Source organism: Pseudopedobacter saltans DSM 12145 (genome assembly GCF_000190735.1).
Lineage (GTDB): Bacteria > Bacteroidota > Bacteroidia > Sphingobacteriales > Sphingobacteriaceae > Pseudopedobacter > Pseudopedobacter saltans.
The window spans coordinates 4,260,780-4,277,019 of record NC_015177.1; the positions used below are offsets into that span (position 1 = coordinate 4,260,780).

The window sequence follows — 16,240 nt, forward strand, 5'->3', positions numbered from 1 at the left end:
ATAAATAAAATGATGTTCAATTATCCGGCCGTAATATTATTGTATAAAATAATTGGCTGACAAACTGTCATTTTAAGGAGGAAAAGGTTATCTTTGTATCCCAAATTATTAAGATGTTAGATTTAAATATTCCGTCTAAAGAACACGACGAAAGCAGGCAAGGAGAAGCTTTGGTTTTAGAATCATCTAAATCCAATACAGGAAGAAAGCTTTATGTAGAAAGTTACGGTTGTCAGATGAATTTTTCTGATAGTGAGATTGTTGCGTCTATTCTTTCCGATGCCGGATTTGTAACTACATCAGATTATAAAGAAGCTGACGTAGTGTTTATCAATACCTGTTCTATTCGTGAGAATGCGGAAATTCGGGTTAGAAACAGGCTTAAAGAATTTGGCGCATCGAAGGTTAGAAAACCTGATATGCTGATTGGTGTATTAGGATGTATGGCAGAGCGATTAAAGTCAAAATTTCTTGAAGAAGAGAAGATTGTTGATTTGGTAGTTGGTCCGGATGCTTACCGTGATTTGCCAAACCTTATAGGTAAAGTTGATGAGGGAAATAAAGCGGTAAACGTATTGCTTTCAAGAGAGGAAACTTATGCTGATATTAATCCCGTAAGATTAAATTCTAACGGAATTACTGCATTTATTTCTATCATGAGAGGTTGTGATAATATGTGCTCTTTCTGTGTGGTTCCGTTTACAAGGGGAAGAGAAAGAAGTCGTGATCCGCATTCTATTATAAAAGAAGCTCAGGACTTATTTAATGCAGGATATAGAGAAGTTACACTTCTTGGTCAAAATGTTGATTCGTATAAATGGAAAGCAAGCGATGAGGAAAATGCAGAAAGTGTAAATTTCGCACAGCTTTTAGAAAAAGTAGCTCTGGTTCATCCTGATTTAAGAGTGAGATTTTCTACATCTCATCCTAAGGATATTACAGATGATGTACTTTATACCATGGCTAAATACGAAAATATCTGTAAGTACATTCATCTTCCGGTTCAATCGGGAAATTCCAGAGTTCTGGAAGTGATGAACAGGACTTATGATAGGGAATGGTATATGGAAAAAATCAATGCTATCAGAAGAATACTGCCAGAATGTGCAATTTCAACAGATATTATAACTGGTTTCTGTACAGAAACTGAGGAAGAACATCAGGAAACTTTAAGTATGCAGGAGTTTGTTAAGTATGACTTTGCATATATGTTTTCTTATTCCGAAAGACCGGGTACACCTGCTGCAAAGAAATTTACAGATGATGTGCCGGAGGCTGTTAAAAAAAGAAGATTGGAAGAAGTAATTGCGCTTCAGCAAACGCATGGCTATTACAGATTGCAACAGCACATAGGAAAAGTAGAGAAGGTATTGATAGAAGGTTTTTCCAGAAAATCTAAAGAAGACTATTGCGGAAGAAACGACCAGAACTGTATGGTTGTGTTCCCAGTTTCTGATGCTTATAAACCAGGACAATACGTAAATGTATTAATTGAAAGAGCAACAAGTGCTACGTTAATAGGTAAAGTTGTTTAATCAGATAGATGTGAGACAATAGATGTGAGGTTTGAGTTGTATTGAGACATAGGTATATAGTCTCAAGTCTAATATCTCACATCTCAAATCTCATCTCAATACTCATAAGAAATGGATGTACAGGATATAAAACAAAGGTTCGGTATTATAGGTAACTCAGTGCTTTTAAACAGAGCTATCGATATTGCCAGACAAGTCGCTCCTACAGATATTACAGTTTTAATTACGGGAGAAAGTGGGTCGGGTAAGGAAGTGTTTTCCCATATAATCCATCAATTGAGCGCTCGTAAACACGGGCCGTTTATTGCTGTTAACTGCGGTGCTATTCCCGAAGGGACTATAGATTCTGAGCTTTTTGGTCACGAAAAAGGTTCATTTACAGGAGCACATGAGGCCAGAAAAGGTTATTTTGAAGTGGTAAATGGCGGAACGATTTTTTTGGATGAAGTTGGGGAATTACCTTTAGGAACTCAGGCCAGATTACTTCGTGTATTGGAATCGGGGGAATATATCCGTGTGGGATCTTCTAAAGTGCAAAAGACAAACGTAAGAGTAGTAGCGGCTACCAATGTTGATATGTACGGCGCTGTAAAGGCGGGGAAATTTAGAGAAGATCTTTATTACCGTTTAAATACAGTGCCTTTGAAAATACCGCCACTAAGAGAAAGAAAAGAAGATATTTATCTTTTGTTCAGGAAATTTGTGGCAGATTTTACAGATAAGTACCGTTCGCCTAACGTAGCTCTTTCTCCTGATGCTATAGAAGTGCTTTCTAACTACTCCTGGCCTGGAAACGTTAGACAGTTGAAAAATATTGCCGAACAAATATCTGTTTTGGAAAAGGAGAGATACATTACAGGGCAAACTTTGTTACATTATATCCCAGCCGAAAACATGACCAGTTCGTTGCCAATGATGATTGGTTCTTCGAAAAAAGAGGATTTTTCGGAAAGAGACCTTTTATATAAAGTTCTTTTTGATATGAAAAAGGATATGGTAGAGCTGAAAAAATTGGTAGCTGATATCATTAAAAATGGAGGTAACACTTCGACTTTTGCTGAGAATAATCCACATATTTTGAATACGTTATACGACGATGGAGATATTCAGATGCGTGTGCCGGAAAGTAATAATGCTTCTTTAACTATCCAGCCAGCAGTGCCTGCAAGAAATGAAAATTATAGGATTGATGACACAGAAGCAGAAGAAATAGAAGAATCTTTGTCTTTGATTGACAAAGAAGCTGATATGATAAAAAAGGCATTAAAGAAACATAAAGGAAAAAGAAAATCTGCTGCTGAAGAATTAGGTATATCAGAACGTACACTTTACAGGAAGATTAAAGAACTAAACCTTAACTGATGAAAAAGAAGTTCATTTTATATTTACTACTACCTTTTCTTTTTATTGTAAAAGGTTGCGGAATATATTCCTTTACCGGAGGTTCGATATCTGCGGGAATGAAAACAGTTTCGGTTTCTTTATTTGAAAATGTCGCTCCGCTGGTAGTTCCCACGTTAAGCCAATCTTTCACAGAGGCCTTGAAAGAACGTATAAGAAACCAAACATCTTTAAGTTTTATAAGAACAGATGGAGATGCTAATTTCGAAGGTAAAATTACCGCTTATAATGTCCAGCCGGTTTCTATTCAGGGAGGGAATATTCCAACTGCGGCTCAGAACAGATTGTCTATTACCGTTCAGGTTAAGTATGTAAATGCTATTGAGCCAGATAAAAGTTTTGATCAAAGTTTTACCAGGTATAAAGATTTTTCGTCGACAACACCTTTTGCAAGTGTAGAACAGTCTTTAATAAAAGATATCAATACACAGTTAACCGAAGACATTTACAACAGAGCTTTTGCTAATTGGTAGTGTTTTATTAATTTCACAAGTCAGAATATTAAGAGTGCAGAAAGAAGAGCAAAAAAATATAGAGGAATCGACTTTAAAAGGCTTTTTCGATTTACAGAACCTGTCCGAAAAAGATCTTGAGGATATAGTTGCCTTAAAGGAAACATATCCTTATTGTCATGCCTTTTATCTTTTAGCGGCGAAAAGTTCGGTGGGGAGCTCGTCTTATGATAGGTATCTGGCAGAAGCAGCGGCAAATGTTCCGTCCAGAAATGTACTGTATGATCTCATCCATCAGCCAGAAAGATTTGCATATGCTGGAGATCTGGATGAGTCCATTGAATTGGAGGAGGAAGAAGTCTATGAAGAAATTACACCGCATTTAGAACCAGAAATTTCTAGTGTTGCAGAAGAAATACAAATCTCCGAGGAAGAAATTGAAATAGAGGCGTTTGGAGATCATACAACAAGTGGAGAGGAGAAGGTTGAGGTAGAAATTGATAACCTTTTAGAAGAATCGACTGTTCAGGGAGCTCCGTATATAGAAACCATTGGCGACGAATTTTTAAAGGAAGGGGATCAAGTCGTTAAGAAGATTGAAGAAGAGTCCGATTCAAGTTCAGAAAACTTACCTGCAATTAAAGAGCAAGGGAATATATTTCGATATCATGAGGAAAGATTACCTTATACTTTTCTGTGGTGGTTAAACAAGACAAGAAAGCAATACGAGAATATCAGGCCTTATGCGGATTATTATTTGGATAACCCCGCTCCCGAAAACTCTTCTCCAAAAGATGCGTTGGAACATCAGATTGTCGAAAATATATTCCATATCACTTCTGTTGATGAAGTTGAAAACAATAAACAGACGGTGCCATTCGATTTTATGATAAATAAGCAACATCATATTATCGAAAGATTTATAAAAGAAGAACCTCATATTACTGCTCCAAGAGCAGATAAAATTGATACAGAAAATAAAGCAAAGCGAAGTTCGGAAGACAATAATGAATTAGTTTCCGAAACGCTGGCCCGAGTATATGTTGAACAAATGCTTTATCACAAGGCCTTAGATATTTACAAAAAATTAAGTTTGAAATATCCGGAAAAAAACGCTTACTTTGCCAGCCAAATAAAATATTTAGAATTAAAGGTTAATTAAAGATATATGACAACTTTTTTGATTATTTTGGCGATTGTTATCGCTATCCTGTTGGTACTTATCGTGTTGGTGCAAAACCCAAAAGGCGGAGGTTTGACTTCTGGTTTTTCATCATCAAACAATATTATGGGCGTACAAAGAACCGGCGACTTTTTGGAAAAAGGTAGTTGGGGTTTGGCTATCGCGTTATTTGTAATTGCTGTGTTAATCAATGTTACGGCTACTACTTCTACAGGCGGTAGTGTGAACCCATCAAAATCAAGGATTCAGGAACAAATAGACAAAACTGCACTTCCTTCATCATTGCCTGCAATGCCACAAAGTGGAGATAAAGCAGATACTACTAAGAAATAATTTAGTGTAAAATATAATTTGTAAGCCACCTATATAGGGTGGCTTTTTTGTTTTTAGCACTTTCGTAATTTCTGACTATATTGTCAGAAATTTTTAAATCTTCATCATCAAAGGATATGATTTTATGCAATAATCAAAGAAATTCGCTTGTCAGATTTTTAACTTAAACTCTGTCAAGCTGGCACCGAATTTTTTGAAAATATTGTTTTATTGACATCGTTTGGTGAAAAACTGTCAGAAATAGCGTTTGGCATATTCTGTGATAAGAAAAGGTAGAAAAATAAATAAACTCAAAAACTTAAAAAATAAATATAATTATGGCGTTAAACATTAGACCTATCGCAGGTACAGGAAACAGAGTTATTGTTGAGCCTGCTGCAGCGGAAGAAAAAACAGCTTCAGGTATTTATATCCCGGATACCGCAAAAGAAAAACCTTCTAAAGGAGTTGTAGTTTCAGTTTCTGAACAAGATGCTGATGCGAAAAAACCTTCAGTAAAAGTAGGAGACATAGTTATTTATGGAAAGTATTCTGGTACCGAGTTTTCTTACGAGGGTAAAGATTACTTAATCATGAGCGAAAAAGACATTTACGCGGTATTATAAATAAGTATGAGGTAAGAGGCGCATTTAACGATGTCCTTTGATTAAAAAAAAATAAAAATATAAAGTAAAAAGGGTGTAAGAGAGCTTTAAAAGCTTGATTCCTTTATTTTAAACTCAATACTATAAAAGAAAATGGCAAAACAAATTAAATATAATGTTGAAGCTAGAGATGCTTTAAAAAACGGAGTTGATAAATTAGCGAATGCTGTAAAAGTTACGTTAGGTCCAAAAGGTAGAAACGTAATTATTGACAAAAAATTCGGATCGCCAGTAGTTACCAAAGACGGTGTTTCTGTTGCTAAAGAAATCGAATTGAAAGATGCTTTAGAGAACATGGGAGCACAAATGGTAAAAGAAGTAGCTTCTAAAACTGCTGATATTGCAGGTGACGGAACAACTACTGCAACTGTATTAGCGCAAGCTATTATTACAGCTGGTATTAAAAACGTTGCTGCGGGTGCAAATCCGATGGATTTAAAGCGTGGTATTGATAAAGCAGTTGCCGTTGTTGTAGAAAATTTACAATCTCAATCTCAAGCGGTAGGCGAAGATAATAACAAAATCAAGCAAGTTGCTTCTATCTCGGCAAATAACGATGACGTTATCGGGTCTCTAATTGCGGAAGCAATGAGTAAAGTAGGTAAGGACGGTGTAATTACTGTTGAAGAGGCAAAGGGTACTGAAACTGAAGTTAAAACGGTAGAAGGTATGCAATTCGACAGAGGTTATCTTTCTCCTTACTTCGTAACCAATGCCGATAAAATGGAAGTAGAATTAGAAAATCCTTATATTTTAATCTACGACAAAAAAATCAGCAATATGAAAGAATTGTTGCCGGTTTTAGAAAAACAAGTTCAAACAGGAAAGCCTCTTTTAATTATTGCAGAAGATTTAGACGGTGAAGCATTGGCTACATTAGTAGTTAACAAAATCCGTGGTTCTCTGAAAGTAGCGGCTGTTAAAGCGCCAGGTTTTGGTGATAGAAGAAAAGCTATGTTAGAAGACATCGCTATCTTAACAGGAGGTACTGTAATTTCGGAAGAAAGAGGTTTCAAATTAGAAAATGCTGATCTTTCTTTCTTAGGACAAGCTGAAAAGGTTGTTGTAGATAAAGACAATACAATCTTAGTTAATGGCGCTGGTAATGCAGATGATATAAAAGCTCGCGTTAATCAAATCAAAGCTCAGATTGAAACAACTACTTCTGATTACGACAGAGAGAAGTTACAAGAGCGTTTAGCTAAATTAGCTGGCGGTGTAGCGGTACTTTATGTTGGTGCAGCAACAGAGGTAGAAATGAAAGAGAAAAAAGATCGCGTTGATGATGCTTTACATGCAACAAGAGCTGCAGTAGAAGAAGGTATTGTTGCTGGTGGAGGTGTTGCTTTCATCAGAGCAGTTGCTTCGTTAGAAGATTTAAAAGGAGAGAACGAAGATGAGACTACTGGTATCAACATTATCAAAAGAGCTATCGAAGAACCTTTACGTCAAATCTGCGAAAATGCAGGTGTTGAAGGATCTATCGTTGTTCATAATGTAAAACAAGGTTCTGCAGATTACGGTTATAACGCTCGCAGAGATGTTTACGAAAACTTAATCACAGCAGGTGTTATTGATCCAACTAAAGTTTCTCGTGTAGCTTTAGAGAATGCAGCATCAATCGCTTCTATGTTATTAACAACAGAATGTGTACTAGCAGATGAGCCAGAAGAAGGTGGTTCTGCAGCAGCAATGCCTCCAATGGGTGGTGGCATGGGCGGAATGATGTAATGTTGTAAAGCTCAATGCGGTAGGCTAAAAGCTTAAAGCGATAAAAAAACGCTGACAGAAACTTAAGTTTTTGTCAGCGTTTTTTTATATTACCAATGTGATATAGTTAAAATATAGGTGTTAAAGCCTGTTTCCCTTTGCAGTTAAATTAATATCCAATTGCTTTTAAGGCTTGTTTGCCCAGCCTTTCTTCCAGTTGCGTTAAATACAAACTGGTAGGATTCACACGAATGTTAGGAGAGTCGAAGATGCCTTCCGGCAGATACGGACCATCACTATTAAACGGCCTTCGTAGCGGAGTGCTTTTTCCTTTACTACCAATTACCCAATTGTAAGTGCCAGGTGGAATTTGGTTGACATAGCTATCTGCATTGCAGTTCCATGCTACCGACCAGGCTGTTCCCCAACCGTGTCCCGAGCCCATGCTTCCTCTGTTTTTGAAATCGATTCCACCGTTTGGTACGTTGCAATTGTCAAGCAGCATGCCTGTACTCCAGCGTTGGTGGCCTTCAATGCGGCCATTGCCGGTAAAATTGCAATTTAGAAATACAATGGGGCCAGTTTGTCCTGCACCCAGCGCTACGAACCATATATTATCGCCTTCAACAGAGCAACGATCCAGTAGAATTTGCCCGGCATTGGGAGCGAATTCTGCGGGCTTTGACGAGCCTTCATGTTTCGCTTTACGAACAACAGCAACACGTTGAACGGTAATTCTCCGACCGTTTGTGCCTACGCTTTCCATCGTTTCGAGCAGGTCAAGGTCTTTCAGCCAGCAATCTTCTCCATTTAATCTTACGGCGTAATAAAGAGCTGCAGTGTGATTTACGGCTTGCGGAGGGCATATTATGCGTAGGTTTTCCAGTCCCGCTTGTTTTAGTCTTTTGTTATTATTTGCCAGTACCATTACGGTTTCATCATTGGTGTATTCTGCATCGTAAGAATCTACCAACGGTACGTCTAGACTGATTTTATTTCCGTTGATAGCTGCAATGCGGCGTTCTGTACTTAACATTGAACCCGCTTTCATCCAGGTTTGGGGTTTGCCATCACGTACCAAATCATCCATCTGCATAAATTTAACCCATTTTTCAGTTACAGGTTTTTTGATTTCAATATTATCTCCGACTTTAAATCCAGAAGTATTTTCTACATTGAAACTGACACTCCCTCCCGGGATATATTTATCGGTTATCTTTGTAGAGATTACACTTTTAGTATTTTCTCCCGAACGGTTTCCGCCGCGCTGATTGGGCATATTTGATAGAATTACTGCAGTATGTTTTTCTCCATACATGGAGATTATACTTCCTGTAGCTGATTTTCCACTTCCACGAAGTACTACGCCGTCCGTCATTATCCTTATAGGTTGCGAGCATGGATAGGTCCCTGATTCAAGTAAAACGGCTCCCCGAAAACCGTTTTTATCTAAAGGCATAGCAGATACTTTATCAATGGCCGCCTGGATTAAATTAGTACAGTCAGCATCTGCAACCAGAGGTTTTACAGTAACTTTTACCGCGACATCTGGTAGAGCTACTCCACCACCCATATATCCGGCATGAGAGAAATCTATAATCTGATCACCTTTTGGCGTTTTTTTATACACTAACTTACCATTGGGGCCCGGATAAACCCATTCGCTTTTGCCGGGTTTCTTTTCTTTTTTGATATCTCCTCCCCATGCGAGAAAATTTGTACATAAAAGAGAGAGTATGAAAATCGCTTTTACTTGTCTAATTTTTGAATTATTAAATGTCATTGGCATTTGTGTTTTGTTGTAAAGTCAGGGTATAAGCTACAATTCCATAGCTAAGTAACTAATTTACTGAATGAGATTGGGACGACGCTATTGAAAAATAGCAAAGTAGTAAACTATGTTAACTTTGCCAGAGATTTTGCTCTTTTGTTTTGGAAAAAGTCCGGGAAAATTTAAAATAATTATATCTGGCTTTTTTGAGTTAAATTCAAACATAAAAATTAATTAGCTTATTCATAAGAGGTATGAACTTAGATCAATTTATAGACAATTCACATTTCTTAACCCAATCGGAGGTTAACAAATTTTTGTGGTCTACTTTATTGTGTGGCGTTATTGGAGCCGAAAGAGAATTTAGAAACAAGCAAGCAGGATTAAAAACCATGATCATGATTGGTCTTGGTTCGACCCTGATTACGATTCTTTCTGTTAAAATTGGGGTTAATAGCCATGATCGGATTGCTGCTAATATTGTTACCGGTATAGGCTTTTTGGGTGCAGGCGTTATTTTTAAAGATGAAAACAGAGTTTCTGGGCTAACTACTGCATGCGTAATATGGATTGTTTCTGCTTTAGGAATGTCAGTTGGTGCCGGATATATTGAGCAGGCAATAGGTGTTACTCTTGTCGCTCTACTATCTCTCTTATTTTTTCCGGTAGTAGAAGAATTTTTTGAAAGGAGATATACAATGCGTGTATATAAGATTGTAAAAAAGTATGATGGGGAACGATTGGATATCTATGAAGAATCGTTAAAGAAATATAAATTAAAGATAAAAAGAGGTGGACAGCGTCTGGCCAATGGAATTATTTCGGGTACCTGGATTGCTATAGGTAGCCCGAAAAATCATGATTTTTTTGTTGAGACTATGCTTCAGGATGAAAATATCCTGGAGTTTGATTTTTAAATTTCCGACATCCCGATAGATTTTATAGCTTCTGAACTACAATGTAAATTAAAAATAAAGGAAGTGTACCACGTTTGGGCTAACGGAATTATTAGAGCAATTTTTTGGTAGCGAATATGCTAAGAGACAAACAACTCTTGGTGTTTGATTTTTGCTGCTATTTCATCCTTTCTGCCAGATAGAGGTATGCTTCGGGTTGATGATGTGTCATGAATTTTTCTTTGTTGTCGGGGTATTTTACAGTATAATCTCCTGTCTCGGGCAAAACAATAGTTGTCCCGGTACGAACGTAATTGCTGGTTTTAAAATAAATTGGTGCTTCAAATTCAGGAAGATATTTATGTACATATCCGGCTATCTTTTTTCCCAGGTATTTCTGATAATTGCGTTGCGTTTTTCTAGCCGGTCGGTCTAATTTGTTATAGAAATATCTTAAAGCAAGATTTTTGGGGAATGACTGTTTTTTTATACTTTCCTTGAAAAATGCGAAAGGGTTTACATTATTAAAATCGTCGACCGTTTGAACGGTTAATGCCATTTCCGGAACCCAGTCTCTAGCATTGATGACATTGAAGGCCCATCCGCCAGCTGTCATGAGTTCATAATCATAAGCAAAAAATAAATTTCCGGGTTTAGGAGCAGCGCTGCAATAGGTTTTAAATCTGATATCTGTAGGAATGGTTCCTCTCTTTTGTAAATTATATAAATACGCAGTAATCAGGTAAGAGATAGCTCCACCCTGACTATGTCCCGTAATTAAAAAGTCCTTAATCCCGTCCTTATAACAAGAATCTATTTTAGGGACAAGATCCTGCATAATGAAAGCTGTAGAAACTAACCAGCCTGTATGTATTGCTGCCTTGGGGTTTTGTGCCAATTCGTAGTCAAAGTGATTCGTTTTTGATAGATTCAATGTCCCTTTAGCAGGGATGGATGCTGCATAAAAATTAGCTAACCAGCTTTCTGTTTTTGCGGTAGAACCGCGAACGCTGATTACACCGATATTGTCGGTATTTTTCCAAAGTTCCCATACATTATCGAGGCCCATTACCGGAGAACGGTATAACATGGTGTAATTTTCAGGAAACGGGATATGTTTAACGACTGCGGGATCGCTGTTCTTGGCTGTTAATTTTAGTAATGCTATGTATTCTTTTTTATCGAAACCAGGAATTAGTTTTTGAGCAAATGAAAATTGCGTTAATTGCAATAAGAATGCTAGAGTAATAGTTTTGTAAATAGTTTTCATAGTAGAAGGTTTAAAATATAAGTATGACAGAATTTAGGGCTAAATCATTGTTTTTGCAATGTATATTTCGTCCGGGGTATTCTGTCGTTTACCTGCATATTTCTACTAATGAAAATACGTAATATTTTTTGTTTTTATATTATTGATTGATGATGCTTTTGAAGCTTGAGCAGAAGATAAACACCTATTGATTTTAACTATATTGAATCTGCATTCCAAACAAGCTGGCAATATGCTTCTTTAATGTCTCTTTAACGTCCTCCAGATCGACCTCTTTTCCTAATTCACGTTTCATAGATGTAACGTCTTTATCATCTATTCCGCAAGGGACGATATTTCCAAAATAAGAAAGATCGGTATTGACATTAAATGCAAAACCATGCATAGTTACCCAGCGGCTACATCGGACACCCATGGCGCAAATCTTTCTGGCTTTTTCGTTGTCTGCATCAATCCAGACACCGGTATATCCTTCATATCGTCCTGCTTCTATGGCATAATCTTTTAATGTTAAAATAATAGCCTCTTCTAAGGTTCTGAGATACAAGTGGATGTCAGTAAAAAAATTGTCCAAATCGAGGATAGGGTAACCCACAATTTGTCCGGGACCGTGATAGGTTATGTCTCCGCCTCGGTTTATTTTGTAATAAGTGGCGTGTTTTTCTTGTAAGCCGTCCTCGTCTAACAGTAAATTTTCCGGCTTGCCGCTCTTGCCCAAGGTATAAACATGCGGATGCTCTGTAAATATTAAGAAATTGGATGTTTCTTTAGCTGTTTCGGGAAAGTTTCTGTTTTCAGTTTTAATGGCGACAGTTTTATAAAAGACATCTTCTTGTCTGGCCCAGGCCTCTTCATAATCCGTTAATCCCCAATCTTCAAAAATGACTATCTTATTCTGTTGCATGATGCAAATTTAAGCTTTTAAGTCTGAAGTTCGAAGACAGAAAAGTCTGGTTGTTTGAGAGGACGATAAGCTTGAAGATACCAATGACCAATTTAATAAAGGGATCATTTAAATTAAGCTAATCTCCCTTTACATAGCCTAACATGTAATTCCCAAATTTGCGATAATTGACCCGGAATTCCCTGTTTCCACCTTCCTTGCTTATGCTGGCTTGTATTGAGCCATTCGCCTGAAAGATAAAGGGATTTAAATGAATATTGTCTTTAAAAGATGTTTCCTTTTTTCCGTTCAGTTTATAAAGGGCTTCTTTTGCGCACCAGCAAGCGTAAAGATGTTCCAGATTATGTTTTTTTTCTATAAAAGCGAGTTCGGTATCACTGAGGAATTTATGTTTTACACGGTCTATCTTTTCCTTAATAATTTCGATATCTATTCCTACTTCTTTTTCCAACGAAATCATAACAGCAGCGTAGTCATACGAATGGCTGAGAGATATTTTATGTGGGAGATTTAATAGGATCGGTTTCCCATTTTCGTCGGGTTGGCAATCTATATACTCTTCGGTAGAGAGCATCTTACGAAGTAATACTCTGGTTGCCAGCCAGTGTAGATTCCGCTTTTCTCCCTGCAAAGATCTTAATACGGAAAGCTCATGTGCTTTTAGCTGAAGTTTTTTTTCTAAATATTCGGCGCTTTCTTCAATTTTCCATAAACCTATAAAGGTTTGAGGAGAAACTTCTTCTAAATGGATTAGCGGCATTTTATAAATTTAATTAATTACAAAACTATTTTAAATTAATCATATTTTAGAGAATAAAATCAAGAGACACAATGATTCTTTCCGATAAGAGGATACTGCAAGAAATAGAAGAGGGCTCAATCATTATAGAACCGTTTAAAAGGGAATGTTTAGGGACAAATTCCTATGATGTACATTTAGGGAAATATCTGGCGGTATATAAAGACAGGGTATTAGATGCTAAAAAACACAACGAAATAGAACATTTTGAAATCCCTAAAGAAGGTTATGTTTTGCATCCGGGTACTTTGTATCTTGGAGTCACATTAGAATATACAGAAACGCATAGACATGTGCCTTTTTTGGAAGGTAAATCCAGTACAGGAAGACTAGGGATTGATATTCATGCTACGGCAGGAAAAGGCGATGTAGGATTTTGTAATACCTGGACTTTAGAAATATCCGTGGCTCAACCGGTTCGTGTTTATACAGGAATGCCTATTGGTCAACTTATTTATTTTGTTGTTGAAGGAGACATAGAAACATTTTATGCTACAAAAAGCAATGCCAAATACAATAACAAGACAACAAGACCGGTAGAAAGTATGATGTGGAAAAATCGCTTTTAATACAGTAAACCTCTTTTATAAAGAGGTTTTTTTATTCGATAGAATTATAAAATTATAAACAGAAAATCACATAATCATGAAAAACCTTACCTATGCAGCACTTTGTTTTTTAGTTTGCTCTTTATTAGGTTTTATACCAGGCGTAAGTTCCCTGCAGACTCTGGTAGATTCGTTTGAAAAATATAACGGTAAATACATTCAGGAAAAAGTTTATCTACATACGGATAAGCCTTATTACGCCAGTGGAGACGAAATTTGGTTTAAGGCTTATGTGCTAAACTCTAAAGATTTGAGTTTTTCGCCACAAAGTAATCTGCTGTATGCCGAGTTATTAGATCAGAAAAATCAGGTAAAAAAAAGGATTAGGATTCCGCTAACAGTAGGTACGGGCTGGGGGAATTTTACATTGCCGGATACTCTGAAAGAAGGTAACTACCGGATACGGGCATACACCAATTGGATGAGAAACTTTGATACTGATTATTATTACGATCATATCTTTAAAGTTGGGGATATTCGAACAAATCAAACCATTGTGGAAACCCATTATGCATTTACACCTTCTGGAAATCAGGAACAGGTTGTTGCAACCATCAACTATAAAAATATTGAGGGAAATCCATATGCAAACAGAGAAGTTGCTTATAAGATTGAGTTGGATGGTAAAGACGCTTTTAGAGGGAAGGTAACAACGGATGCACAGGGGAATGCGCAAATTAAGTTCAGTCAGCCAATGTCAAGTCAGAAAACGGGTATGATAACAACTTCGTTGAAGGTAACGGACAGGGCTGTTGTTGATAAAGTTATTCCGGTAACTCATACATCCAGTGAGTACAGTTTGCAATTTTTTCCTGAAGGGGGAGATTTGGTAGAGGGATTGAGGTCCCGAGTAGGGTTTAAAATTTTAAAGTCGGATGGTTTAGGTGCTGATATAAAAGGACATATTGAAGATGATTCAGGAAATCCTGTTGCGCTTGTAAATCCAAAATATAAAGGGATTGGCAGTTTTTATCTTAGCCCTGAAATGGGTAAAAAGTATTTTGGTGTACTTAAATTTCAGGACGGGAGTGAACGTAAATATCCATTGCCCGAATCTAAAAAAGAAGGAATTATTTTGAGTTTGTCGCAAAGGGCTGAAGTAGATAGTGTAGTATTAAGAGTAATGGCGAATAATCCGTTTATTTCGAATAACCTGGGAAAAGATCTTAATCTTGTAGCGCAATCTTCAGGGAATTTGATCTATTCTGCAAAAGCCAAACTGTCCGATCAGGGAGGGTTTCTGGTAAAGTTTTCACTGAAAGATTTTCCATTGGGAATTTCTCAGGTTACTTTATTCAATGAATTGATGCAGCCTTTAGCCGAACGCCTGTTCTTTGTAAATAAGGACAATTACCTGAAAATGGCAACCTCGGGGTTGAAAGGAACATACCGCCCCAGAGAGAAAGTGAGTGTTTCTTTAAATACCAAAGATCCGAAAGCAGAGAATGTTGTAGGTTCATATTCTGTTGCAGTAATTGACGAGACTAAAGTTCCGGTTATTGAAGAGGAGGAAAATACAATTCTTTCAGAATTACTATTAAACTCCGATTTAAGGGGAAATATTGAAAATCCTAATTATTACTTCGTAAACCAGGACGCAACTAAGTTAGAGCAACTTGATAATTTGTTATTGACACAAGGTTGGCGGAGATTTAAATGGACAGATGTTTTGAACCAAAGCTGGCCAAATCTAAAATACAAACCAGAACATACGCTGGCTTTAAGGGGACAAGTGAAAAATAATAAAAAAGTTGTTCCAAATGCTTCTATTATAGCTTTCGGAGGAAAGAACCTTTCTATTATTCAAGCGACAGCAAATGAAAATGGAGAATTTGTAATTGATAGCCTGTTCTTTCCGGACAGTACCAAATTCGTAATTCAGGCGAGATCTGAAAAAGGGAAAAAATTTGTGGAGATAGAAATGGAAGATGATATAAGAGACCAGGTTATCCCGAAAATAAAGCAAAACGATTTATCGGTTAATATCAGTTCGTCTATGTTGGCTTATTTGAAGAGCAGTAAAACACAGTATGAGGAATTGTTAAAGTACGGTATGGTAGACAGAACTATTATGCTGGAAGAAGTAAAAGTGATAGAAAAGAAAAAAGAACTTGAAAACTCATCTAATTTAAATGGCCCGGGAAATGCCGATATGATTATTGGAGCGAAAGATTTGGAAAATGCGCCTACTATGGAATTTGCATTACAGGGAAAAGTCGCGGGACTTATCTTCCAGAATGGTGAAGCTTATTTTATGCGAAATATGGGCAATCCGGTGCAAATTATCCTGGATGGAATGTATGTAGAACCAGATATGTTGAATGCTATAAATCCAAACGATGTAGAGAGCGTAGAAATCCTAAAAAATATCAGTTATACCGCTATTTATGGTTCACGTGGATCAGGAGGTGTTATTGTTATCAATACTAAACGAGGTGGAGGTGGCGGTTTCTCTAATAGCTATTCTCCGGGTATAATTTCTTATATGCCAATTGGTTTATTTGTTGCAAAGGAATTTTATTCGCCTAATTATGATAAGCCGGAAGGTATCACAAGCATGAGAGATTACCGAAGTACAATTTACTGGAATCCAAGAGTAATAACCGATTCTGTAGGAAATGCAAAATTCTCATTCTTTAATGCTGACGGGCAGGGGAAATACAGGATAGTGATAGAGGGAACGGATTTGAAAGGACATATTGGAAGGAAGGTGATACATTATAATGTGAATTAG

General features: G+C 37.0%; 14 protein-coding genes. 10 read left to right on the forward strand and 4 right to left on the reverse strand.

Annotation, left to right across the window (positions count from 1 at the left end; translation table 11 throughout):
* Nucleotides 1–113 precede the first annotated feature (113 nt).
* From miaB to groL, 7 genes are all read left to right on the forward strand, one after another.
* On the forward strand, nucleotides 114–1,535 hold the full coding sequence (miaB, locus tag PEDSA_RS17945; protein ID WP_013634586.1) for a tRNA (N6-isopentenyl adenosine(37)-C2)-methylthiotransferase MiaB: 1,422 nt from the start codon (nucleotides 114–116) through the stop codon (nucleotides 1,533–1,535).
* 111 nt (nucleotides 1,536–1,646) lie between these two features.
* Entirely contained in the window at nucleotides 1,647–2,897 is a 1,251-nt protein-coding gene (locus tag PEDSA_RS17950) for a sigma-54 interaction domain-containing protein (protein WP_013634587.1), read from the forward strand.
* The gene (locus PEDSA_RS17955; protein WP_013634588.1) at nucleotides 2,897–3,409 is read left to right on the forward strand and encodes an LptE family protein; all 513 of its coding nucleotides are present in this window, start codon (nucleotides 2,897–2,899) and stop codon (nucleotides 3,407–3,409) included. The genes PEDSA_RS17950 and PEDSA_RS17955 overlap by 1 nt, the downstream gene beginning before the upstream one ends.
* Nucleotides 3,410–3,443: 34 nt before the next feature.
* Nucleotides 3,444–4,550: a hypothetical protein gene (locus PEDSA_RS17960; protein ID WP_148233555.1), complete on the forward strand. Its 1,107-nt coding sequence runs from the start codon at nucleotides 3,444–3,446 to the stop codon at nucleotides 4,548–4,550.
* A 6-nt stretch (nucleotides 4,551–4,556) separates the two neighbouring features.
* On the forward strand, nucleotides 4,557–4,904 hold the full coding sequence (secG, locus tag PEDSA_RS17965) for a preprotein translocase subunit SecG (RefSeq protein WP_013634590.1): 348 nt from the start codon (nucleotides 4,557–4,559) through the stop codon (nucleotides 4,902–4,904).
* A 317-nt stretch (nucleotides 4,905–5,221) separates the two neighbouring features.
* On the forward strand, nucleotides 5,222–5,509 hold the full coding sequence (locus PEDSA_RS17970) for a co-chaperone GroES (RefSeq protein ID WP_013634591.1): 288 nt from the start codon (nucleotides 5,222–5,224) through the stop codon (nucleotides 5,507–5,509).
* A gap of 132 nt (nucleotides 5,510–5,641) precedes the next feature.
* Nucleotides 5,642–7,279 carry a chaperonin GroEL gene (gene groL / locus PEDSA_RS17975; RefSeq protein ID WP_013634592.1) on the forward strand — a complete coding sequence of 546 codons (1,638 nt, stop codon included), beginning with the start codon at nucleotides 5,642–5,644 and terminating at the stop codon, nucleotides 7,277–7,279.
* A gap of 148 nt (nucleotides 7,280–7,427) precedes the next feature.
* Here groL and PEDSA_RS17980 read toward each other — a convergent pair whose 3' ends face one another.
* Nucleotides 7,428–9,041 (reverse strand): hypothetical protein, encoded by a 1,614-nt coding sequence (locus PEDSA_RS17980; RefSeq protein ID WP_013634593.1) that lies wholly within the window; start codon nucleotides 9,039–9,041, stop codon nucleotides 7,428–7,430.
* Between the two features lie 242 nt (nucleotides 9,042–9,283).
* Between PEDSA_RS17980 and PEDSA_RS17985 the strand changes: the two genes are divergently transcribed.
* On the forward strand, nucleotides 9,284–9,946 hold the full coding sequence (locus tag PEDSA_RS17985) for an MgtC/SapB family protein (protein WP_013634594.1): 663 nt from the start codon (nucleotides 9,284–9,286) through the stop codon (nucleotides 9,944–9,946).
* Between the two features lie 157 nt (nucleotides 9,947–10,103).
* Here PEDSA_RS17985 and PEDSA_RS17990 read toward each other — a convergent pair whose 3' ends face one another.
* The 3 genes from PEDSA_RS17990 to PEDSA_RS18000 all read right to left on the reverse strand — a co-directional run bounded on the left by PEDSA_RS17990 (nucleotide 10,104) and on the right by PEDSA_RS18000 (nucleotide 12,859).
* Complete coding sequence (locus PEDSA_RS17990) at nucleotides 10,104–11,195, reverse strand: lipase family protein (RefSeq protein WP_013634595.1); 1,092 nt, start codon at nucleotides 11,193–11,195, stop codon at nucleotides 10,104–10,106.
* A 193-nt stretch (nucleotides 11,196–11,388) separates the two neighbouring features.
* Nucleotides 11,389–12,099, reverse strand: a complete 711-nt coding sequence (gene lipB / locus PEDSA_RS17995; RefSeq protein ID WP_013634596.1) for a lipoyl(octanoyl) transferase LipB — start codon at nucleotides 12,097–12,099, stop codon at nucleotides 11,389–11,391.
* Between the two features lie 118 nt (nucleotides 12,100–12,217).
* On the reverse strand, nucleotides 12,218–12,859 hold the full coding sequence (locus PEDSA_RS18000; RefSeq protein WP_013634597.1) for a 4'-phosphopantetheinyl transferase family protein: 642 nt from the start codon (nucleotides 12,857–12,859) through the stop codon (nucleotides 12,218–12,220).
* A gap of 71 nt (nucleotides 12,860–12,930) precedes the next feature.
* Between PEDSA_RS18000 and dcd the strand changes: the two genes are divergently transcribed.
* Together dcd and PEDSA_RS18010 are read left to right on the forward strand one after the other, a co-directional pair.
* On the forward strand, nucleotides 12,931–13,467 hold the full coding sequence (dcd, locus tag PEDSA_RS18005; RefSeq protein WP_013634598.1) for a dCTP deaminase: 537 nt from the start codon (nucleotides 12,931–12,933) through the stop codon (nucleotides 13,465–13,467).
* A 76-nt stretch (nucleotides 13,468–13,543) separates the two neighbouring features.
* Nucleotides 13,544–16,240: a TonB-dependent receptor plug domain-containing protein gene (locus PEDSA_RS18010; protein ID WP_013634599.1), complete on the forward strand. Its 2,697-nt coding sequence runs from the start codon at nucleotides 13,544–13,546 to the stop codon at nucleotides 16,238–16,240.

Coding starts and splice junctions, on each gene's coding strand:
- groL (WP_013634592.1), top strand. CDS start 5,642: ATGGCAAAACAAATTAAATATAATGTTGAAGCTAGAGATGCTTTAAAA.
- PEDSA_RS17950 (WP_013634587.1), top strand. CDS start 1,647: ATGGATGTACAGGATATAAAACAAAGGTTCGGTATTATAGGTAACTCA.
- secG (WP_013634590.1), top strand. CDS start 4,557: ATGACAACTTTTTTGATTATTTTGGCGATTGTTATCGCTATCCTGTTG.
- miaB (WP_013634586.1), top strand. CDS start 114: ATGTTAGATTTAAATATTCCGTCTAAAGAACACGACGAAAGCAGGCAA.
- PEDSA_RS17970 (WP_013634591.1), top strand. CDS start 5,222: ATGGCGTTAAACATTAGACCTATCGCAGGTACAGGAAACAGAGTTATT.
- PEDSA_RS18010 (WP_013634599.1), top strand. CDS start 13,544: ATGAAAAACCTTACCTATGCAGCACTTTGTTTTTTAGTTTGCTCTTTA.
- PEDSA_RS17980 (WP_013634593.1), bottom strand. CDS start 9,041: ATGACATTTAATAATTCAAAAATTAGACAAGTAAAAGCGATTTTCATA.
- dcd (WP_013634598.1), top strand. CDS start 12,931: ATGATTCTTTCCGATAAGAGGATACTGCAAGAAATAGAAGAGGGCTCA.
- PEDSA_RS17955 (WP_013634588.1), top strand. CDS start 2,897: ATGAAAAAGAAGTTCATTTTATATTTACTACTACCTTTTCTTTTTATT.
- lipB (WP_013634596.1), bottom strand. CDS start 12,099: ATGCAACAGAATAAGATAGTCATTTTTGAAGATTGGGGATTAACGGAT.
- PEDSA_RS17990 (WP_013634595.1), bottom strand. CDS start 11,195: ATGAAAACTATTTACAAAACTATTACTCTAGCATTCTTATTGCAATTA.
- PEDSA_RS17985 (WP_013634594.1), top strand. CDS start 9,284: ATGAACTTAGATCAATTTATAGACAATTCACATTTCTTAACCCAATCG.
- PEDSA_RS18000 (WP_013634597.1), bottom strand. CDS start 12,859: ATGCCGCTAATCCATTTAGAAGAAGTTTCTCCTCAAACCTTTATAGGT.